A 19649-nucleotide genomic window follows, 5' to 3' on the forward strand; every position below is an offset into this window, starting at 1 on the left:
GAAGGCGTGTGGATGTGTGTGGGTTGAGAGGGCGCTATCTTCCCCGATTTGACCGGCCCTGCGGACCGGTTGTGTCGCGGTTGTCCCGCGGTTGCAGCCCGGTTGCGGTCATTCATTGAGCGGGTAGGTGCAGGCTGACAGCCTGCCGCGCTCCGGGCCAGCGTGCGCGCGGCGACCGCCCCACTAGCATGGGGCCATGAGCATTCCCGCCCCTGATCCCGCATGGCCGCCGACCTGATCGTGGCCCGCCCCGAAGGCCTGTACTGCGCGGCCGGCGACTTCTACATCGACCCCTGGCGGCCCGTGGACCGGGCCGTGATCACGCATGGCCACTCCGACCACGCGCGCGCCGGCCACGCCCATTACCTGGCCCATGACGACAGCGCAGGCGTGCTGCGCGCACGGCTGGGCGCGGACATCACGCTGCAGACCCTGCCGTATGGCGAAGCCGTGGAACACCACGGCGTGCGCATCTCCATGCACCCGGCCGGCCATGTGCTCGGATCGGCCCAGGTACGGCTGGAGCATGGCGGCCAGGTCTGGGTGGCATCGGGCGACTACAAGACCGAGGCCGACGGCACCTGCACCCCCTTCGAGCCCGTGCGCTGCGACACTTTCATCACCGAATCCACCTTCGGCCTGCCCATCTACCGCTGGCCCCGCCAGCCCGAGCTCATGGCCGACATCAACGCCTGGTGGCAGGCCAATGCGGCCCAGGGCAGGCCCTCGGTGCTGCTGTGCTATGCCTTCGGCAAGGCCCAGCGCATCCTGCATGGGGTGGACCGCCGCATCGGCCCCATCGTCGTGCATGGCGCGGTGGAGCCGCTCAATGCCGTGTACCGCGCAGCGGGCGTGGACCTGCCGCCCACGCTGCGCGTGACCGACCCCGGCGTGGATGCACAACTGCTCAAGACCGCCCTGGTGCTGGCGCCGCCTTCGGCGCAGGGCACGCCGTGGATGCGCCGCTTTCCCGGCCATGCCGATGCGTTTGCCAGCGGCTGGATGCAGCTGCGCGGCACGCGCCGTCGCCGTGGCGTGGACCGGGGCTTTGTCATGTCCGACCATGCCGACTGGCCCGGCCTGCAGTACGCCATAGGCGCCACGGGCGCCGAGCGTGTCTTCGTCACGCATGGCAGCGTGGCGGTGCTGGTGCGCTGGCTGCGAGAGCAGGGCCTGGATGCGCAAGCCTTCCAGACCGAATACGGCGATGAGGACGAGGCTGCCGCAGCCCAGGCTGCACCGGATGAGGCGCCCGCGCCATGAAGGATTTCGCCGCCCTCTACCGCGCGCTGGACGCCAGCACCGCCAGCCGCGACAAGCAGGCCGCGCTGCAGGCCTATCTGCGCGCCGCCGCGCCTGCCGATGCGGCCTGGGCCGTCTACTTCCTGGCCGGCGGCAAGCCGCGCCAGCTGGTGCCCACCAAGGTCTTGAAGGAGCTGGCGCGCGAGGCTGCCGGCCTGCCCGAATGGCTGTTCGACGAAAGCTACGAGGCCGTGGGCGACCTGGCCGAAACCATTGCGCTGCTGCTGCCGCCACCCGGTGACGCGCACGACCTGGGCCTGGCCGCCTGGGTCACGGACCACCTGCTGCCGCTGCGCGGCATGGCGCCCGAAGCGCTGGCGGACACGCTGCGCATGCAATGGGCGCGGTTGGCGGCCGATGAGCGGCTGGTCTACTTCAAGCTGATCACCGGCGCCTTCCGGGTCGGCGTGTCGCGGCTGCAGGTCACGCAGGCGCTGGCGGCCGTCAGCGGGGTGGATGCCAAGCGCATCGCCCAACGGCTCATGGGCTACACCCACATCGGCGCGCGGCCCGGGGCGGCCGACTACCTGCGGCTGGTGGCGGGAGAGGAAGAGGGCGATGACGCGCATTCGGGCGAAGCACGCGGCCACCCCTATCCCTTCTTCCTGGCCCATCCGCTGCAGTTGCCGCTGGAGCAGTTCGACGCCGTGCTCGGCCCGCCGTCCCAATGGGTGGTGGAGTGGAAATGGGACGGCATACGCGCCCAGATCGTGCGGCGCGGCAGCGGTGACGCGCTGGGCACCTGGATCTGGTCGCGCGGCGAGGAACTGGTGAGCGAGCGCTTCCCCGAGCTGCAGGCCATGGGCGATGCCTTGCCTGCGGGCACCGTGATCGACGGCGAGATCGTCGTCTGGGCCGCGCAGCAGGGCGATGCGCCCGCCCATGTGCGCCCCTTTGCCGACCTGCAAAAGCGCATAGGCCGCAAGACCCTGGGCCCCAAGCTGCTGCGCGAGCTGCCCGTGGTGCTGCTGGCCTATGACCTGCTGGAGGAGGGCGGCCAGGACCTGCGCGCGTTGCCCCAGCATGAACGGCGCGCGCGGCTGGAACGGCTGGTGGCCCTGGTGGCGCACCCGGCGCTGCTGCCCAGCCCCGTGCTGGCGGGCGACAGCTGGCAGGCCCTGGCCGAACTTCGCGAACAGGCCCGTTCCCTGGGTGTGGAGGGCATGATGCTCAAGGCCCGCGATGCCGCCTACGGCGTGGGCCGCACCAAGGACAGCGGCGTGTGGTGGAAGTGGAAGATCGATCCGCTGAGCGTGGATGCCGTGCTCATCTATGCACAGCGCGGCCATGGCCGTCGCGCCAGCCTCTACAGCGACTACACCTTTGCCGTCTGGAACGCGCCGCCCGGCACCGAGGGCCGCGCCCTCGTGCCCTTCGCCAAGGCCTATTCGGGCCTGACCGATGCCGAAATGGCGCGCGTGGACGCCGTCATCCGCAAGACCACGGTGGAGAGCTTCGGCCCCGTGCGCAGCGTGCGGCCCACCCTGGTGTTCGAGCTGGGCTTCGAGGGCATTGCGCGCAGCGCACGCCACAAGAGCGGCATTGCCGTGCGCTTTCCGCGCATGCTGCGTTGGCGCGAGGACAAGCCCGTGCAGGAGGCCGACTCCATCGACACGCTGGCCGCCCTGCTGCCGCATTCCGACCCTTGATCAACCCTTGACCGACCCGCGACCCACCCGCGACCCACCCTTGACGCACCGCGCCATGGCCACCCGTTCCCCCCACCCCCTCGCCACCGCCTGGCTTGCCGCACGGGGCTGGAAGCCCTTTGCCTTCCAGCGCGCCGTGTGGAATGCGCTGGCCCAGGGCCACAGCGGCCTGCTGCACGCCACCACGGGCGCAGGCAAGACCTACGCGGTCTGGCTGGGCGCGCTGCAGGCCTTTGCGGGCCCGCCGCAAACCCCGATGCCGGCGCACACCGGAAAACGAAAACCGGCCTCCGCCCCGCTGACCGTGCTGTGGATCACGCCCATGCGCGCCCTGGCGGCCGACACGCTCAAGGCGCTGCAGACGCCCTTGGAGGCGCTGGCCCAGGGCCATCCCGCGCTGGCGCGCTGGACCGTGGGCGCACGCACGGGCGATACGGGAAGCGCCGAGCGCAGCGCGCAGTCGCGCCAGCTGCCCACCGTGCTGGTCACCACGCCCGAGAGCCTGTCCCTGCTGCTGGCGCGGGCCGATGCGCGCGAGCTGCTGGGCTCCGTGCGCCTGGTGGTAGCCGATGAATGGCACGAGCTGCTGGGCAACAAGCGCGGCGTGCAACTGCAGCTGGCCCTGGCGCGGCTGCGCGGCTGGAGCCCGCAACTGAGCGTCTGGGGCATGTCGGCCACGCTGGGCAATCTGGACGAAGCCATGCAGACCCTGCTGGGCCTGGACGACCATGGCCAGCCGCGGCCCGGCGTACTGGTCCAGGGCCAGGTGGACAAGCGCCTGGTGGTGGACACCTTGCTGCCCGACCGGCCCGAGCGCTTTTCCTGGGCCGGCCACCTGGGCCTGGCCATGCTGCCGGCCGTGGTGCGCGAGCTGGAGGCCACGGCAGGCTCCACCCTGGTCTTTGTGAATGTGCGCTCGCAGGCGGAGCTCTGGTACAAGGCGCTGCTGGAGGCCCGGCCCGACTGGGCCGGCCTGCTGGCCATACACCATGGCTCTCTGGACCGGGGTGTGCGCGAATGGGTGGAGGCCGGGCTCAAGGCCGGCACGCTCAAGGCCGTGGTCTGCACCAGCAGCCTGGACCTGGGCGTGGACTTCCTGCCCGTGGAGCGCGTGCTGCAGATCGGCTCGGCCAAGGGCATTGCGCGGCTGCTGCAGCGCGCGGGCCGCTCCGGCCATGCGCCGGGCCGGCCCTCGCGCATCACCCTGGTGCCCACGCACAGCCTGGAGCTGGTGGAGGCCGCCGCCGCCCGCGCCGCCGTGCGCGCGCAGCAGGTGGAAATGCGCGCCAGCCCCCGCCAGCCCGTGGACGTGCTGGTGCAGCACCTGGCCACCGTGGCCCTGGGCGGCGGCTTCGTGCCCGATGAGCTGTATGCCGAAGTGCGCCGCACCGTCGCCTACGCCGGGCTGGCGCCTGCGGTCTGGCAGTGGTGCCTGGACTTCGTGCACCGCGGCGGCCCCTCGCTGGCCGCCTATCCCGACTACCAGCGCGTGCGGCCCGACGGGGAGGGCATCTGGCGCATGCCCGACGCGCGGCTGGCGCGCAGGCACCGCGCCAATATCGGCACCATCGTCAGCGACGCCAGCATGAGCGTGCAGATCCTGCACGGCGCGCGGCTGGGCAGCATGGAAGAGAGCTTTCTGTCGCGCCTGTCGCCCGGCGATGCCTTTGTCTTCGCGGGCCAGGTGCTGGAGCTGGTGCGCATCGAGGACATGACCGCCTACGTGCGCCGCGCCGCCAGAACGCGGCCCACCGTGCCGCGCTGGGCGGGCGCGCGCATGCCGCTGTCCACCGTGTTGGCCGACTTCGTGGTGCAGCAGTTGGCGCTGGCGGCAGCGGGCGACTACCACTCGCCCGAGCTGCGCTGCGTGCGCCCCCTGCTGGAGGTGCAGCAGCGCTGGTCGGCCCTGCCCACGCCCGGCACGCTGCTGGCCGAAACCCTGCGCACGCGCGAAGGCTGGCATCTGTTCCTCTATCCGTTTGCGGGCCGCCATGCCCATACGGGGCTGGCCAGCCTGCTGGCCTGGCGCGCCGCGCAGGGCGAGACGGGTACCTTCTCCATCGCCGTCAACGACTACGGGCTGGAGCTGCTGAGCGCCACCGAGCGTGACTGGGCCGCCATGCTGCCCGAACTGCTGCGCGCCGAGCCCGTGCAGGCCGTGGCGGCGCCCGGACGTGTCTCTGCCACGGAGGCGGGCGCCATGCGCAATACCGCCAATGCCGACCGCCACTGGGACCAGGCCGCCGAGGATGTCCACCTGGCGGGCGATGACGCCCACCACGCCCTGCTGCACGAAGTGCTGGCCAGCCTCAACGCCACCGAGATGGCAAGGCGGCGCTTCCGCGAGATAGCGCGGGTGTCCGGCCTGATCTTCCAGAGCCACCCGGGCGAGCGCCGCAGCGCGCGCCAGCTGCAGGCCTCGGCCCAGCTGTTCTTCGAGGTCTTTCGCAAGTACGACGACATGAACCTGCTGCTGCGCCAGGCCGATGAGGAAGTCCTGAGCCAGGAACTCGATGTCGCCCAGCTGCTGGCCGCGCTGCGCCGCATGCAGGCGCAGCAGCTGGTGGTGAGCGCGCTGCGCCGGCCCAGCCCGTTTGCCTTTCCGCTGATGGTGGAGCGCTTTCGCGAAAAGCTCACCAACGAGCACCTGGCCGACCGCATCGCGCGCATGCTGGCCCAGCTGCACGAGGCGGCAGACGCCGGCGGTGCAGCCAGCGAGCCGCGCACGCAGGACCTGGTCCCGCCCGATCCACCGCTGCGTCCACGGAAAAAGCCCAAGGCAAACCAGCCCCCCGCCGTGGACGAGGATACGGCCGCCGTGCGCCGCACGCTGGATTTCTCGCTGCAGGCCACCGATGGCCCCGAGGCCGATGCCGCCAGCCGCCGCCCGCGCCGCGTGCGCAAGCCCTCGCGGCCCTTGCCGCTGCTGTAGAACCATTGCACCGCTGATGAAAGGCCACGCACCGTTGCCAAGTCCTTTTTCCCCCGACGCCCTGGCCGGCAGCCTGGGCCTCCTCCTGGCGGGCGAGCCCGTCCACCTGCTGGCCCAGCACGCCCTGTGGTGGCCCGCCCAGGGCACGCTGTTCATTGCCGACCTGCACCTGGGCAAGGCCGCCACCTTCCGCGCGCGCGGCATTCCCGTGCCGGCCGGCACCACCCAGGGCAACCTGGAACGGCTGTCGGCGCTGCTGCAGGGCCTGCCGGTGCGCCGGCTGGTCGTTCTGGGCGACTTCCTGCATGCCGCGCAGGCCCGCACGCCGTCCGTGCTGGCCGCCCTGGCCGACTGGCGACTCCGCCACGCGGCGCTGGAGGTGGTCCTGGTGCGTGGCAACCACGACAGCCATGCGGGCGACCCGCCGTCCGCGCTGGGCATCGGCGTGGTGGACGAACCCTGGCGCCTGGGGCCATTCGCGGGCTGCCACTACCCGCAGGAGGCTCCTGCCTGCCATGTGCTGGCCGGCCATGTCCACCCCGCCGTCGTGCTGCGCGGCCCGGGGCGAGATGCGCTGCGCCTGCCGTGCTTTGCCGTCCATGCCGGCTTCACCCTGCTGCCGGCCTTCGGTCTGTTCACGGGCATGGCCAGCCTGCCGGCCGGTCCTGGCCTCCAGTGCTTTGCCGTAGGCGGCGGGCGGGTCTGGGCCGTTCCCGGTGGAGGGGGCGGGATGTAATCAGGCGTAATTTTCTGAAGGATCGTTGTTCCCTACAGTGCGCTTGCGCCCGCACGGCGGGGCAGCAGAAAGCGCCGCAGCGCTTTTTTGATCCATCAGGAGAGATGCATGGGCGTTCAACTCAACTTCGTCAATCAATCGAACGACGCAAACAACTCGCAGATCGTCATCTTCCAGAAAAACGTGGCCAGCGATTTCGAGGAACTGGCCGTGGCGTGGCGGGTCATCAAGTACTGCGGCCAGGGCGACAACCACCCGTTCACCTTCCCGCTGGGCCTGCAGGTCGGTGCCAGCGACAGCTATGGCAACCACACGCCCCAGCTGGAGGCGCAGTTCGGCCAGCAGTTCCAGCTGTCCCTGAGCAGCAGCGGCGATCGCCTGGCGCCCGCAGGCTATGGCGCAAGCTCCAACGAAGTGCAGGTGCTCAACTCGCTGCCCCGGGGCGCCATCAATGCCAGTTGTTACAAGGACGGCCGGCTGCTGGCCGTCAAGACCGCGATTGCCCCCCAGCAAAAGGCCGTCTTCGAATTCAAGCCCTCCATCTGGATCGGGGTGGTCTCGCAGATCGAACAGGGCCAGGTCATGAACTCGGCCATCCTGGGCGATATCAACACCGAGATCTCCCTGCTGGGCATCTCGCGCGCCGACATCGTGATGCGAGGCGGCGGTGCGGGCGCCGGGTCCACGCCGTTCTCGTTCACGCTGGAGAACGTCGTGATGTGCTGAGGCCTGCCCCGCACCCCCGACTGAGGGGCAGACCCCCCGGATGACGACTCCGTGACAGTTGTCACACCTCTGTCATGGAGGCGGCCAAGAATCCCGCACTTGTCCGGCCCGCGCAGGCCACTCCCCGCAGGTGCCCCACCCATCCATGACTGACGCAGCCTCCCCCCTGGCCCAGGCCAATGAAGACGCAGGCCTGATCTGCGGCTGGCGGTTTTTCTGCGACACGCAGCGGCGTGTGGAGGCCATGACGGCGCAGTCGGCCGCGCAGTGGCTGGGCGCAGAGCGTCCGCTCACCGAGCCGGGCCGGCGCGACTTCCTGTGGCTGCACTTCAACCTGGCCAATACCCAGTCCCTGCGCTGGCTGCAGCGCCACGCAGCGCTGCCCGAAGTCTTCTACACCACGCTGCGCGAGGGCCTGGCCTCCACGCGCATCGAGCGCTCCGATGACTCCCTGGTCGCCGTGCTCAACGATGTGAATTTCGAGTTCAACTTCGAGTCGGCCGACATCGCCACGCTGTGGATCTGCCTGGACGAGCGCCTGGTCGTCACCGCGCGCACCCAGCCGCTGCGCTCGGTCGATGCGCTGCGTGCCGGCGTGCGCCAGGGTGACAGCCCCGCCAGCACGGCCGAGCTGCTGGAACACCTGATGCGCACCCAGGCCGACGTGCTGGTCAAGGTGGTGCGCGAGACCACGGCGCGCGTGGACGACATCGAAGACGCCATCATCGCGCAGCGCTACCACCATCCGCGCGCCCACCTGGGCCGGCTGCGCCGGCTGCTGGTGCGCCTGCAGCGCCTGCTGGCGCCCGAGCCGGCCGCGCTGTTCCGCCTGCTGCAGCAGCCCCCCGCCTGGATGGGCGAGGACGACCGCCGCGGCCTGGCCGCCGCCAGCGAGGAGTTCTCGCTCATGCTGCGCGACATGCAGACCCTGCAGGACCGCATCAAGCTGCTGCAGGAAGAAGTGGCCGCCGCCGTGAATGAGGACAACAGCAACAGCCTCTTCGTGCTGACCGTGGTCACCGTGCTGGCCCTGCCCATCAACATCCTGGCCGGCCTGTTCGGCATGAACGTGGGCGGCATACCCCTGGCAGAGCACGAGCACGGCTTCTGGATCGTGGTGTCCATCGTGATCGCCTTCACCGTCATTGCCGCCTGGCTGGCGTTTCGCAAGAAGCGGTACAGGGATTAGGGAGCGAGGGCCATCTGCCTGTGCGAAATGCGGTAATTGCTGACCTATTGGGGTAATGAAAGTGCCGCGAACCCCAAACTCCAGGCCGAAGCGAAAGCATGGGTGAGACGAACCCAGGAAACGAAGGTTTGCGGCCTGGAAGCTTTGCTGTCAACCTCGCAACTAATCTCGCAAAGGAAGCCGGAAGATCCGGTTTTTTTCCTTATGGATCATTAGGTTGCCGTTGAGATGGATGTCGCAAGCACTGCCGCATGCAGGGCATTGCGAAGTCCCTCTCCAGTAGTCCGCGCCCTCAGGCCTCAACAGCTTTTGTTCCGGCCCCGAACGCCATCGCCCGCAGCCTGCCCAGCAGCGGCCACACCAGCATCAGCAGGGCCAGCGTGGTGATGGTGCCCGACAGGCCGTTGTGCCAGAAGATGCCCAGCTCGCCCTGGCTGGAGAGCATGCTCTGGCGGAAGGCGTCTTCCATGCGGTCGCCCAGCACGATGGCCAGGACCATGGGCGCCAGCGGATAGTCCAGCTTCTTGAACACGTAGCCGACCACGCCGAAGACCAGCATGAGCCAGATGTCCGTGGCATTGCCGTGCACGGTGAAGGCGCCGATGGCGCAGACCATGAGGATCATGGGCGCGACGATGGAAAACGGCACGCGCAGGATGGCCGCGAACAGCGGCACGGTGGCCATGACGATGACCAGGCCGGCGATGTTGCCCAGGTACATGCTGGCGATCAGGCCCCAGACGAAGTCCTTTTGCTCGGTGAACAGCAGCGGGCCGGGCTGCAGCCCCCAGATCATCAGCCCGCCCAGCAGCACGGCCGCCGTGGCCGAGCCCGGAATGCCCAGGGCCAGCATGGGTAGCAGGGCCGAGGTGCCGGCCGCGTGGGCGGCGGTCTCGGGGGCGAGCACGCCTTCGGGGTTGCCCTTGCCGAAGCTGTCGGGGTCGCGCGAGAACTTCTTGGCCAGCCCGTAGCCCATGAAGCTGGCCGCCACGGCGCCGCCCGGCGTCACGCCCATCCAGCAGCCCACCAGGGCCGAGCGCAGCATGGTCAGCCAGTAGCGCGGCAGCTGGGCCCAGGTCCTGAACACCACCTTGAGGTCGATGGAGGCCTTCTTGCCCTTGAAGGCCAGGCCTTCCTCGATGGTCATCAGGATCTCGCTGATGCCGAACAGGCCGATCACCACCACCAGGAAATCAAAGCCGCGCAGCAGCTCGGTGGAGCCGAAGGTCATGCGCAGGTCGCCTGAGATGGTGTCCATGCCCACGGCCGCCAGCAGCAGGCCCACGGCCATGGCGGCCACGATCTTGGCCTTGGGCTCCTTGCCCATGCCGATGAAGGAGCAGAACGTCAGGAAGAAGACCGCAAAGAACTCCGGCGGCCCGAACTGCAGCGCGAACGAGGCCACGACCGGCGCCAGGAAGGTGATCAGCATCACGCCCGAGATGGCGCCGATGAACGAGCCCGTGAAGGCCGTGGTCAGCGCGGCCCCGGCGTGGCCCTGCTGGGCCATGGGATAGCCGTCGAAGGTGGTGGCCACCGACCAGGCCTCGCCCGGGATGTTGAACAGCACCGAGGTGATGGCGCCGCCAAACAGCGCCCCCCAGTAGATGCAAGACAGCAGGATGATGGCCGAGGTGGGCGACATGCCGAAGGTCAGCGGCAGCAGGATGGCCACGCCGTTGGGACCGCCCAGGCCCGGCAGCACGCCGACCACGATGCCCAGCAGGATGCCCGTGAGCATCAGCCCCGTGTTCTGCCAGGTGGTGACGGCCGCGAAGCCGTGCGCAAGGTATTGGAGTTCGTCCATGGTGTTGCTCCGTGGCGGCGACAGGGGTCAATAGCCGAGCCAGGCTTCAAGCGGACCCTTGGGCAGGGGCACCTTGAACTGGATCTCGAAGACGTAGAACAGCAGCACGCTGGTGAAGCCCGACAGCGCCACGGCCTTCCACCAGGGATAGCGGCCCGCAAACACCATGAAGCCCGTGATGAACAGCACCGAGGCCGCGTAGATGCCCAGCGGCGCGATCACGGCGATGTAGGCCGTCAGCGGCAGCAGCACCTGGGCCACGCGCTTGAGCTGCAGCCAGCTGGCGAACTGCTCCTGGCTGCGGCTGCGCAGCGCCTGCACGAAGACGGCGATGGCGCAGATGCCCAGCACGGCGCCCACGCGCAGCGGGAAGTAGCCGGCCTGCGGGCCTGTGTCGCTCCAGCCCGCGCCAATGCGCTGGTTGTCCCAGACCACGAGCACGGCCAGCGCCAGCAGCACGGCGGCCACGCCGTACTCCACATGGCGGCGGGACAGGCCGGGGGCCTGGGCTTCGGTGGCGGGGATGGATTCGGTGGCCGCGCCGGAGGGCTGGGCCGGGGCTGCTGCCGCTGCATTGGAGGAGGGCGGGGCAAGGTGGATGGCGGTGTCCATGGCGCGGCTCCTCACTTGGCGGCGGCGGCCACGCTGGCCGACAGGAAGCCGGCCTTCTTCATGATGTCGAGGTGGCGCGTCTCGTCCTTGGCCAGGAAGTCCACGAAGGCCTGCCCCGTCATGTACTCGGGCTTGAGCGCGTTTTTCTCCAGGTACTCCTTCCACTCGGGCGTGGCCACCACCTTGTGCATCACGCCCGCATAGAACTGCGCCTGCTCGGGCGTGGTGCCGGGCGGCAGGAAGAAGCCGCGCAGCATGGTGTATTGCACATCCAGGCCCTGCTCCCTGCAGGTGGGGATGTCCGACAGCGCCTGGCTGCCCGTGACCTTGGCCGTGTACTCGATGCGCTGCGTGTCGAACACGCACAGCGCCCGCACCTGGCCCGCGCGCCACTGCGCCATGGACTCGCTGGGGTTGTTGACGTTGGAGTCGATGTGCTTGCCCACCAGCTGCGTGCTGGCCTCGCCGCCGCCCTTGTAGGGGATGTAGGTGAACTTCACGCCGGCGGCCTGTTCCATGTTGGCGGTGATGATCTGGTCCTCGCGCTTGGAACTGGTGCCGCCCATCTTGAACTTGCCGCCGGCCTGCCGCGCGGCGGCCAGGTAGTCGGCGGGCGTCTGGTAGCCGGTCTCGGCATTGACCCAGAGCACGAACTGGTCCTGGGCAATCATGGCCACGGGGTTCAGGTCGCGCCACTGGAAGGGCAGGGCCGTGGCCATGGGCAGGGTGAAGATGGCCGTGGAGGCCACCAGCAGCTTGTGCGGGTCGCGCGCCGAGGCCTTGACATCCAGAATGCCCTCGGCGCCGGAGGCGCCGGCCTTGTTGAGGATGACCACGGGCTGCTCGATCAGCTTGTGTTTGGTGACGATGGCCTGGATCACGCGCGCCATCTGGTCCGAGGCGCCACCGGCCGAGAACGGCACGACGAGTTCGACGGACTTGGCGGGCTTCCACTGCGCCCAGGCGGCAGGGGCTGAGAGGGCGCAGAGGGCGGTGGCGGCGAGGGTGGCGACGGCAGTTGCCGCCAGGCGGTTGCGGGGCGATGTCATGTCTCTTGTCTCCTGTTATTTCCTGGTATTGGTGCAATCCACGATCAAGGGGGCGAGCCATGTGCTCCGGCTCTGCCAAGGGTTTTCGGCGCGGGGCCGATGGGTTCAGGCGGCCTTGCGCAGCGCCCCGGCTGCGGCGTGGGCAGCGAAGTAGTCCATGGACGCCTGCACGCCGCTGCCGGCCAGCCGGATGCCGGACAGCTTCAGGCCCATCTCCACGCCCGCCACCATGGCCAGCAGCGTGAGGTCGTTGCTGTCGCCCAGGTGGCCCATGCGGAACATGCGGCCCTTGAGCTTGCCCAGGCCCGCGCCCAGCGACAGGTCGAAGCGCGTGTGGATCAGGCGGCGCAGGGCGTCGGCATCCACGCCTTCGGGCGTGATCACGCCGGTGAGCACGGGCGAGTAGACCTGCGGATCGGCGCACTGGATGGGCAGGCCCCAGGCCTGGACGGCGGCGCGCACGCCGGCCGCCCAGCGCTGGTGGCGCGCAAACACCGTATCCAGCCCTTCGGCCAGCAGCATGTCCAGCGATTCGGACAGGGCGTACAGCAGGTTGGTGTTGGGCGTGTAGGGCCAGTAGCCGGTCTGGTTCATCTCCACGATCTCGTCCCAGGCCCAGAACGACTTGGGCAGCTTCGCGCTTTTGGCGGCCTCCAGCGCACGTGGCGACAGCGCGTTGAAGCTGATGCCGGGCGGCAGCATCAGGCCCTTTTGCGAGCCGCTGATGGTCACGTCCACGCCCCATTCATCGTGGCGGTAGTCGGCGCTGGCCAGGCCCGAGATGGTGTCCACCAGCAGCAGGGCCGGGTGGCCCGCCGCATCGATGGCCCGGCGCACGGCGGCGATGTCCGAGGTCACCCCCGTGGAGGTCTCGTTGTGCACCACGCATACGGCGCGGATCCGGCGCTCCGTGTCCTTGCGCAGCCGCGCCTCGATCAGGCCGGCCTGCACGCCATGGCGCCAGCCCGGCGCCTGGGGCAGGTGCTCATCGGAGCCGCCATAGGACAGGAACTCGGTGGACAGGCCCAGGCGCGTGGCCATCTTCTGCCACAGCGAGGCGAAGTGGCCGGTCTCGAACATCAGCACATGGTCGCCAGCGCTGAGCGTGTTGATCAGGGCCGCCTCCCAGGCGCCCGTGCCGGAGGCCGGGTAGATCACCACCGGATGCCGGGTCTTGAAGACCTGCTGGATGCCGGCCAGCACCTTGAGGCCGAGCTGGCCGAACTCCGGCCCCGGTGGTCGATGGTGGGCAGGCTCATGGCCCGCAGGATGCGGTCGGGAACCGGGCTGGGGCCGGGGATCTGGAGGAAGTGGCGGCCCGTGGGATGGTTGTCGAGCGTGAGCATGGTGCGTCCTTTTCAAGGAAATGCCAGGTCGGTCTGCGGGGGAGGGTGTTTGCAAATTTTTGCATTCAAAATTCATAAATGCCTTGGTGATAACCATGAATGCCTTGAGAAATGCTTGCGTAAAAATGAATGCAAAATTCATTCGACCAGGAGAATCCATGGCGGAGATCATCGAGATTTCGCGGCTTGCCCTGCATGACCAGGTGGCGGCGCGGCTGCGCACCTGGCTGGTGGAGGGGCGCATACCGCCCGGCGCCAAGCTCAACGAGCGCGCGCTGTGCGAGCAGCTGCGCGTCTCGCGCACGCCGCTGCGCGAGGCCATCAAGCTGCTGGCCTCCGAAGGGCTGGTGGACCTGGTGCCCAACCGCGGCGCCGTGGCCGTGCGGCTGGGCGAGGCCGATGTGCTGCAGACCTTCGAGGTGCTGGCGGGGCTGGAGGGCATGTCGGGCGAGCTGGCCGCGCAGCGCATCAGCGAGCAGCAACTGGCCGAGGTGCGGGCCCTGCACTTCGAGATGCTGGCCAGCCATGCGCGCCAGGACCTGTCCGGCTACTACCGGCTCAATGCGCTGATCCACTCGGCCATCAACCGCGCCGCCGCCAACCCCGTGCTGGCCGAGACCTATGGCCGCATCAACGCCCGCGTGCAGTCGCTGCGCTTTCGCACCAACCAGGACGCGGCCAAGTGGAAGCGCGCCGTCCAGGAGCACGAACGCATGCTGGAGGCGCTGCAGGCGCGCGACGCCGCCGCGCTGCGCCAAGTGCTGGTCGCCCACCTGGAGCACAAGCGCGACACCGTCATCGCCCTGCTCAAGGCAGGCCAGATCTACCCCCGAACCATGAACGAATGAGAGCCGCCATGCTGATGGAATCCACGCACCGCCTTGCCGCTTCCCCCGACGACACCGTGCCCGCCCCCGGCACCGTGCTGCCGCCTAACGATGTCTGCCAGGCGCTGGCGCGCCGCCTGCGCTCGGACACGCGCGGCCAGGTCCTGTTCGACGCCGCCTCGCGCGGGCGCTATGCCACCGATGCCTCCATCTACCAGATCATGCCGGTGGGCGTCTTCGTGCCCACCTGCGAAGAAGACATCGCCACGGCCCTGCAGATCGCCCGCGAGCTGAGGGTGCCCGTGCTGCCGCGTGGCGGCGGCACCAGCCAGTGCGGGCAGACCACGGGCGCGGCCCTGGTGATCGACAACAGCAAGCATTTGCGCAACATCCTCTCGGTGGACCCTGATGCAGGCACGGCCGAGGTCGAGCCCGGCCTGGTGCTGGACCACCTCAACGCCCGGCTCAAGAAGCTCGGCCTGTGGTATCCGGTGGACGTATCGACCAGCGCCCAGGCCACGCTGGGCGGCATGGCGGGCAACAACTCCTGCGGCTCGCGCTCCATTGCCTACGGCAACATGGTGCACAACGTGCGCGGCGCCCGCGCCTGGATGGCCGATGGCGAGCTGCTGGACTTCGGCCCCGTCGCCCAGGCCACGGGCCGCGCGGCGCGCATTGCGCAGTTCGTGCACGGGCTGGCGCAACAGCACCGCGAGGACATTCACGCGCACTGGCCCAAGGTCATGCGCCGCGTGGCGGGCTACAACCTCGACATCTTCGACAACCAGAGCGAGCGGCCCTACACGGCCGACGGCAGCGTCAACCTGGCCCATCTGCTGATAGGCGCCGAGGGCACGCTGGCCTACACGCGCTCGCTCACCCTGCAGCTCAGCGCGCTGCCACGTGCCAAGGTGCTGGGGGTGGTGAACTTTCCCACCTTCCACGCGGCCATGGACTCGGCCCAGCACATCGTGAAGCTGGGCCCCACGGCCGTGGAGCTGGTGGACCGCACCATGATCGAACTGGGCCTGGCCAACCCGGCCTTCAAGCCCACCATAGAGACCGCGCTCATCGGCCGCCCGGCTGCCATCTTGCTGGTGGAATTCGCCGGCGACGACCGCGCCGCGCTGCTGGCGCGGCTGCGCCAGCTGGTGGAGCTGATGGGCGACCTGGGCCTGCCTGGCAGCGTGGTGGAAATGCCCGAGGAAGCGGCCCAGAAAAACCTCTGGGAAGTGCGCAAGGCGGGGCTGAACATCATGATGAGCCTCAAGGGAGACGGCAAGCCCGTGAGCTTCATCGAGGACTGCGCCGTGCCGCTCCAGCGCCTGGCCGAGTACACCGATGCGCTCACCGAAGTGTTCGCGCGCCACGGCAGCCGGGGCACCTGGTACGCCCATGCCTCCGTGGGCACGCTGCATGTGCGGCCCATCCTGGACATGCGCACCGACGGCGCGGCGCGCATGCGCGCCATTGCCGAGGAAGCGGCCGAACTGGTGCGCAAATACAAGGGCGCCTTCAGCGGCGAGCACGGCGACGGGCTGTGCCGCGGCGAGTGGATTGCCTGGCAGTTCGGGCCCGCCATCACCGAGGCCCTGCGCGCCATCAAGCAGCACTTCGACCCGGACAGCCTCTTCAACCCCGGCAAGATCATCGACACGCCCAGGATGGACGATGGCCGGCTGTTCCGCTTTGCGCCCGCCGATACGCCCCGGCCCTACCGGCGCATTCCCATCACGCCCGTGCTCGACTGGTCTGCCTGGAACGTGCAGGCCGACCCGGTCACCGAAGTCACCACGGCGCCCGGCACGGGCGGCGACGTCACCGGCGGCTTTGCCAAGGCCGTGGAGATGTGCAACAACAACGGCCACTGCCGCAAGTTCGACGCCGGCACCATGTGCCCCAGCTACCGCGTCACCCGCGACGAGCAGCACCTGACGCGGGGCCGCGCCAACACCCTGCGCCTGGCCATCTCGGGCCAGCTGGGGCCGGACGCCTTCACCAGCGAGGCCCTGCACGACACCATGGACCTGTGCGTGGGCTGCAAGGGCTGCAGGCGCGACTGCCCCACAGGCGTGGACATGGCCCGCATGAAGGTGGAATTCCTGGCCCACTACAAGGCCCGCCATGGCCACACGCTCAAGGACCGGCTGGTCGCCCATCTGCCGCGCTACGCCGCCACGGCCAGCCGCATGCCCTGGCTGCTGAACCTGCGCAACCGCCTGCCCGTGCTGCGCCAACTGGGCGAAAAACTGCTGGGCCTGTCCGCCAGGCGCTCGCTGCCGGCCTGGCGCAGCGACACCTTCTGGCGCGCGCCCGAAGCACATACCTTTCTTGACCGCGACCAGGCCCTGGCCCGCGCGGCGGCCGGCGAGCGCGTGGCCGTGCTTTTCGTGGACACCTTCAACGGCACCTTCGAGAGCGAAAACGCCCTGGCCGCCGCGCGCGTGCTGCAGGCGGCCGGCTATGCGCTGCACACCGCCAGCAAGTCCGCCAAAGAGGGGGGCGGCCACCACTGCTGCGGCCGCACCTACCTGGCCACCGGCATGGTCGAGCAGGCCAAGGCCAGCGCCGGTGCGCTGATCAACGCCCTGGCGCCCCTGGCCCGCGCCGGCATCCCCATCGTCGGCCTGGAGCCCTCCTGCCTGCTGACCCTGCGCGACGAAGCCCTGGTCATGGGCCTGGGTGAGCCTGCGCAGGCCGTTGCCGCCCAGGCCCTGCTGTTCGAGGAATTCATTGCCCGTGAAGTCAAGGCCGGCCGCTTCGCGCTGCCGCTGCGCGCCGCCGGGGCACCCATCCTCGTGCACGGCCATTGCCACCAGAAGGCCTTTGGCGCCGTCAGCCCCATCCTCGACGTGCTGCGGCTGATTCCCGGCGCCCAGCCCGAGCTCATCGAAAGCTCCTGCTGCGGCATGGCCGGCAGCTTCGGCTACGAGGTCAGCCACCACCAGGTCTCCATGGACATGGCCGAGGCGGCCCTGCTGCCGGCCATACGCCAGCGCCCCGAAGCCATCGTCGTGGCCGACGGCACCAGCTGCCGCCACCAGATCGCCGACGGCGCGGCGCGCGAAGCCGTGCATGTGGCGCGGCTGCTGGAAAGCCTGCTGGACGCCCGCTGACCGCCATCCTCCCTACCGCACAAGACAAGGCACTCCCATGAAGCACAAGCCCTGCCTGGACCTCCAGGACATCAAGACCATCGCCCAGGCCGCCGAGGCGCATGCCACGGCGCGCGGCTGGGCCGTCAGCTTCGCCATCGCCGATGACGGCGGCCACCTGCTGTGGCTGCAGCGCCTGGACGGCGCGGCACCGGCCTCGGCCCACATCGCGCCGGCCAAGGCCCACGCCGCAGCACTGGGCCGCAAGGAAAGCCAGGTCTATGAGGAAATGATCAATGGTGGCCGTACCGCCTACCTGAGCGTGCCCGCGCTGCAGGGCCTGCTGGAAGGCGGCGTGCCCATCACCAGGGAGGGCCACTGCCTGGGCGCCGTGGGCGTCAGCGGGGTGAAGCCGGCAGAGGATGCGGAGGTGGCGCGGGCGGGGATTGCGGCGCTTGGGGCCGCGCCGCAGCGGTAGCGGCCCTGGGCTTCAGCGCGACTTGCGCGGCTGCAGGGCCTCGGCACGCAGCATGGCCAGCACGGCATCGCGCTTGTGGTGCAGGTGGGTGACCAGCAGCTCGCGCAGGGCCGTGGCGTCGCGTGCGCCCAGGGCCTCGATCATGGCCTCGTGCTCCTTGACGGCCTGCTTCCACTTGGCCGTGTCCAGGTTGGTGCGAAAGCGCAGCGACTGCACGCGGTTGTTGATGCGCTGGAAGGTCTCCGTCAGCACGGGGTTCTTGGCAGCGCTGTTCAGCGCCGCGTGGATGGCGGCGTTGAGCCGGTAGTAGGCAGACACGTCGGCGCGCGCCACGCTGGCCATCATCTCGTAGTGCAGGGCGCGGATCTCGGCGAATTCCTGGTCGGTGATGCGCTGCGCGGCCAGTTCGCCCGACAGGCCCTCGATGCCGGCCAGCACCTCGAAGGCGTGCATGACATCGGCCTCGCTCAGCTTGACGGCAATGGCGCCGCGGTTGGGCAGCAGGTCGGCCAGGCCTTCGGCGGCCAGCAGCTTGATGGCCTCGCGCAGCGGCGTGCGCGAGACGCCCAGCTGCTCGCACAGCTCGCGCTCGTTGAGCTTGGCTCCCGGGGCGATGCGCCCTTCGATGAGCATGGACCGCAAACGGTCCGCCACCTGCTCGTGCAGCGCCGCCCGCGATATCTCGATGATCTCCGCCATCTAGCGGTCTCCTTGGCTGTTCCTGGCTGGTGGATGCCCCCGCCACAGGCATTGCGCCATGCGGGGCGGCGCCGATGTTAGCCGAGTTTGCACCCCAGGCGCGCCTCCCGCCCGGCGCACGCGCTGTCCCTGCCAAGCACTACAGGCTTTTCAGCAGGGGCCTACGGCCTGCGGGCGTGGCTGCCCGCACCATGGTGGCGATCAGACAAACCAACCAGGGACAACCAATGGCCAACGCAGCGATCCGGCTGCAGATCCAGGTGGATCTTGCTTATGACATCCGCGATCCGGCCGGGGCCGATTTCGTGTTCAACATCCATGCGGCCCACACCTCCCACCAGACGGTGGAGAACGAGCAACTGGTGCTCAGCCAGCCCGTGGAGCCCGACATTGCCACCGAGCCTGCCACCTCCACCCGCTTCATGCGCCTGCATGCCAACCCAGGCCCCCTGCACCTGACCTACACGGCCACCGTCTGCATCGCGCACCACCGCGAGGATCCGGCGGCGCTGGGCGAGGTTCCGGTGCGCTGCATCCCGCTGGAGGTCCTGCCGTACATCTACCCCAGCCGCTACTGCCAGTCCGACCGGCTGATGCAGCTGGCCTTCCGCAATTTCGGCCAACTGGCGCCCGGCTATTCGCGCGTGCTGGCCATACAGCAGTGGGTGCAGGAGCTGGTGACCTTCGCTTCGGCCACCAGCAACTCGTCCACCTCGGCCGTCGATACCCTGGTGGAGCAGGTGGGCGTGTGCCGCGATTTCACGCACCTGATGATCGCCCTGTGCCGTGCGCTGAACATTCCCGCCCGCATCGCCACCGGCACGGACTACGGTGCCGACCCTGCGCTGGGCCCGCCCGATTTCCATGCCTACGTGGAAGCCTACCTGGGCGACAGGTGGTATCTGTTCGATGCATCGGGCACGGCCATCCCCATGGGCTTCATGCGCTTTGGCACGGGCCGGGACGCGGCCGACGTGGCCTTTGCCACCATCTTCGGCAACGTGGTGGCCATGGCCCCCATGATCCAGACACAGGCCCTGGAAGACGAGCACAGCCAACTGCCCCGGCTGTGCAGCGAGGCGCTGTCGACCACCGCGCCTTCGCCCGCCGTGCTGTCGGGCTGCGCATCGTTTGGCAGCACGGCGGACCGAAGGAGCTTCAGGCAGCTGCCTGCCTGAGCTGCCTGCGCTGTGAAAGGCGCG

14 protein-coding genes and 1 pseudogene are annotated in these 19649 nt (G+C 69.3%); 10 read left to right on the plus strand and 5 right to left on the minus strand.

Annotation, left to right across the window (positions count from 1 at the left end):
- Window positions 1-222: 222 nt before the first annotated feature.
- The 6 genes from CLV01_RS14355 to CLV01_RS14380 all read left to right on the plus strand — a co-directional run bounded on the left by CLV01_RS14355 (window position 223) and on the right by CLV01_RS14380 (window position 8534).
- On the plus strand, window positions 223-1263 hold the full coding sequence (locus CLV01_RS14355) for a ligase-associated DNA damage response exonuclease (protein WP_099734015.1): 1041 nt from the start codon (window positions 223-225) through the stop codon (window positions 1261-1263).
- The gene (locus tag CLV01_RS14360) at window positions 1260-2951 is read left to right on the plus strand and encodes an ATP-dependent DNA ligase (protein WP_099734014.1); all 1692 of its coding nucleotides are present in this window, start codon (window positions 1260-1262) and stop codon (window positions 2949-2951) included. The genes CLV01_RS14355 and CLV01_RS14360 overlap by 4 nt, the downstream gene beginning before the upstream one ends.
- A gap of 55 nt (window positions 2952-3006) precedes the next feature.
- Window positions 3007-5883, plus strand: a complete 2877-nt coding sequence (locus CLV01_RS14365; RefSeq protein WP_099735151.1) for a ligase-associated DNA damage response DEXH box helicase — start codon at window positions 3007-3009, stop codon at window positions 5881-5883.
- Between the two features lie 16 nt (window positions 5884-5899).
- Window positions 5900-6619, plus strand: coding sequence for a ligase-associated DNA damage response endonuclease PdeM (gene pdeM, locus CLV01_RS14370; protein ID WP_180288392.1), 720 nt, complete (start codon window positions 5900-5902; stop codon window positions 6617-6619).
- Between the two features lie 108 nt (window positions 6620-6727).
- Window positions 6728-7345: a hypothetical protein gene (locus CLV01_RS14375; RefSeq protein ID WP_034392269.1), complete on the plus strand. Its 618-nt coding sequence runs from the start codon at window positions 6728-6730 to the stop codon at window positions 7343-7345.
- A 145-nt stretch (window positions 7346-7490) separates the two neighbouring features.
- The gene (locus CLV01_RS14380; RefSeq protein ID WP_012204892.1) at window positions 7491-8534 is read left to right on the plus strand and encodes a transporter; all 1044 of its coding nucleotides are present in this window, start codon (window positions 7491-7493) and stop codon (window positions 8532-8534) included.
- A 292-nt stretch (window positions 8535-8826) separates the two neighbouring features.
- On the opposite strand, the gene CLV01_RS14385 is transcribed toward CLV01_RS14380, so the two are convergent.
- The 4 genes and pseudogenes from CLV01_RS14385 to CLV01_RS14400 form a co-directional block, all read right to left on the minus strand.
- Window positions 8827-10341: a tripartite tricarboxylate transporter permease gene (locus CLV01_RS14385; RefSeq protein WP_065345929.1), complete on the minus strand. Its 1515-nt coding sequence runs from the start codon at window positions 10339-10341 to the stop codon at window positions 8827-8829.
- A gap of 27 nt (window positions 10342-10368) precedes the next feature.
- Window positions 10369-10953, minus strand: a complete 585-nt coding sequence (locus CLV01_RS14390; protein ID WP_099734012.1) for a tripartite tricarboxylate transporter TctB family protein — start codon at window positions 10951-10953, stop codon at window positions 10369-10371.
- A gap of 11 nt (window positions 10954-10964) precedes the next feature.
- Window positions 10965-12002 (minus strand): Bug family tripartite tricarboxylate transporter substrate binding protein, encoded by a 1038-nt coding sequence (locus CLV01_RS14395; protein WP_034392278.1) that lies wholly within the window; start codon window positions 12000-12002, stop codon window positions 10965-10967.
- 105 nt (window positions 12003-12107) lie between these two features.
- Window positions 12108-13348 (minus strand): annotated as a pseudogene (locus CLV01_RS14400) (pyridoxal-phosphate-dependent aminotransferase family protein).
- Window positions 13349-13506: 158 nt separating this feature from the next.
- Between CLV01_RS14400 and CLV01_RS14405 the strand changes: the two are divergent.
- The 3 genes from CLV01_RS14405 to CLV01_RS14415 are packed head-to-tail and all read left to right on the plus strand — an operon-like array spanning window position 13507 to window position 17748.
- Complete coding sequence (locus CLV01_RS14405; protein ID WP_012204897.1) at window positions 13507-14196, plus strand: GntR family transcriptional regulator; 690 nt, start codon at window positions 13507-13509, stop codon at window positions 14194-14196.
- A gap of 8 nt (window positions 14197-14204) precedes the next feature.
- Window positions 14205-17291 carry an FAD-binding and (Fe-S)-binding domain-containing protein gene (locus tag CLV01_RS14410; RefSeq protein ID WP_099734010.1) on the plus strand — a complete coding sequence of 1029 codons (3087 nt, stop codon included), beginning with the start codon at window positions 14205-14207 and terminating at the stop codon, window positions 17289-17291.
- A gap of 37 nt (window positions 17292-17328) precedes the next feature.
- Complete coding sequence (locus CLV01_RS14415; protein WP_099734009.1) at window positions 17329-17748, plus strand: heme-binding protein; 420 nt, start codon at window positions 17329-17331, stop codon at window positions 17746-17748.
- A 12-nt stretch (window positions 17749-17760) separates the two neighbouring features.
- Here the strand turns inward: CLV01_RS14415 and CLV01_RS14420 are convergent, their stop codons facing one another.
- The gene (locus CLV01_RS14420) at window positions 17761-18447 is read right to left on the minus strand and encodes a GntR family transcriptional regulator (RefSeq protein WP_013802958.1); all 687 of its coding nucleotides are present in this window, start codon (window positions 18445-18447) and stop codon (window positions 17761-17763) included.
- Between the two features lie 227 nt (window positions 18448-18674).
- Between CLV01_RS14420 and CLV01_RS14425 the strand changes: the two genes are divergently transcribed.
- Window positions 18675-19625, plus strand: coding sequence for a transglutaminase-like domain-containing protein (locus tag CLV01_RS14425; protein ID WP_065345925.1), 951 nt, complete (start codon window positions 18675-18677; stop codon window positions 19623-19625).
- Window positions 19626-19649: the final 24 nt, after the last annotated feature.

It is taken from the genome of Delftia sp. 60 (assembly GCF_002754395.1).
Classification (GTDB): Bacteria; Pseudomonadota; Gammaproteobacteria; order Burkholderiales; family Burkholderiaceae_C; genus Comamonas; species Comamonas acidovorans.

What these genes read in the sequence shown, in the direction of transcription:
- CLV01_RS14355 (WP_099734015.1), top strand. Translation starts at nt 223, where the DNA reads ATGGCCGCCGACCTGATCGTGGCCCGCCCCGAAGGCCTGTACTGCGCG.
- CLV01_RS14360 (WP_099734014.1), top strand. Translation starts at nt 1,260, where the DNA reads ATGAAGGATTTCGCCGCCCTCTACCGCGCGCTGGACGCCAGCACCGCC.
- CLV01_RS14365 (WP_099735151.1), top strand. Translation starts at nt 3,007, where the DNA reads ATGGCCACCCGTTCCCCCCACCCCCTCGCCACCGCCTGGCTTGCCGCA.
- pdeM (WP_180288392.1), top strand. Translation starts at nt 5,900, where the DNA reads ATGAAAGGCCACGCACCGTTGCCAAGTCCTTTTTCCCCCGACGCCCTG.
- CLV01_RS14375 (WP_034392269.1), top strand. Translation starts at nt 6,728, where the DNA reads ATGGGCGTTCAACTCAACTTCGTCAATCAATCGAACGACGCAAACAAC.
- CLV01_RS14380 (WP_012204892.1), top strand. Translation starts at nt 7,491, where the DNA reads ATGACTGACGCAGCCTCCCCCCTGGCCCAGGCCAATGAAGACGCAGGC.
- CLV01_RS14385 (WP_065345929.1), bottom strand. Translation starts at nt 10,341, where the DNA reads ATGGACGAACTCCAATACCTTGCGCACGGCTTCGCGGCCGTCACCACC.
- CLV01_RS14390 (WP_099734012.1), bottom strand. Translation starts at nt 10,953, where the DNA reads ATGGACACCGCCATCCACCTTGCCCCGCCCTCCTCCAATGCAGCGGCA.
- CLV01_RS14395 (WP_034392278.1), bottom strand. Translation starts at nt 12,002, where the DNA reads ATGACATCGCCCCGCAACCGCCTGGCGGCAACTGCCGTCGCCACCCTC.
- CLV01_RS14405 (WP_012204897.1), top strand. Translation starts at nt 13,507, where the DNA reads ATGGCGGAGATCATCGAGATTTCGCGGCTTGCCCTGCATGACCAGGTG.
- CLV01_RS14410 (WP_099734010.1), top strand. Translation starts at nt 14,205, where the DNA reads ATGCTGATGGAATCCACGCACCGCCTTGCCGCTTCCCCCGACGACACC.
- CLV01_RS14415 (WP_099734009.1), top strand. Translation starts at nt 17,329, where the DNA reads ATGAAGCACAAGCCCTGCCTGGACCTCCAGGACATCAAGACCATCGCC.
- CLV01_RS14420 (WP_013802958.1), bottom strand. Translation starts at nt 18,447, where the DNA reads ATGGCGGAGATCATCGAGATATCGCGGGCGGCGCTGCACGAGCAGGTG.
- CLV01_RS14425 (WP_065345925.1), top strand. Translation starts at nt 18,675, where the DNA reads ATGGCCAACGCAGCGATCCGGCTGCAGATCCAGGTGGATCTTGCTTAT.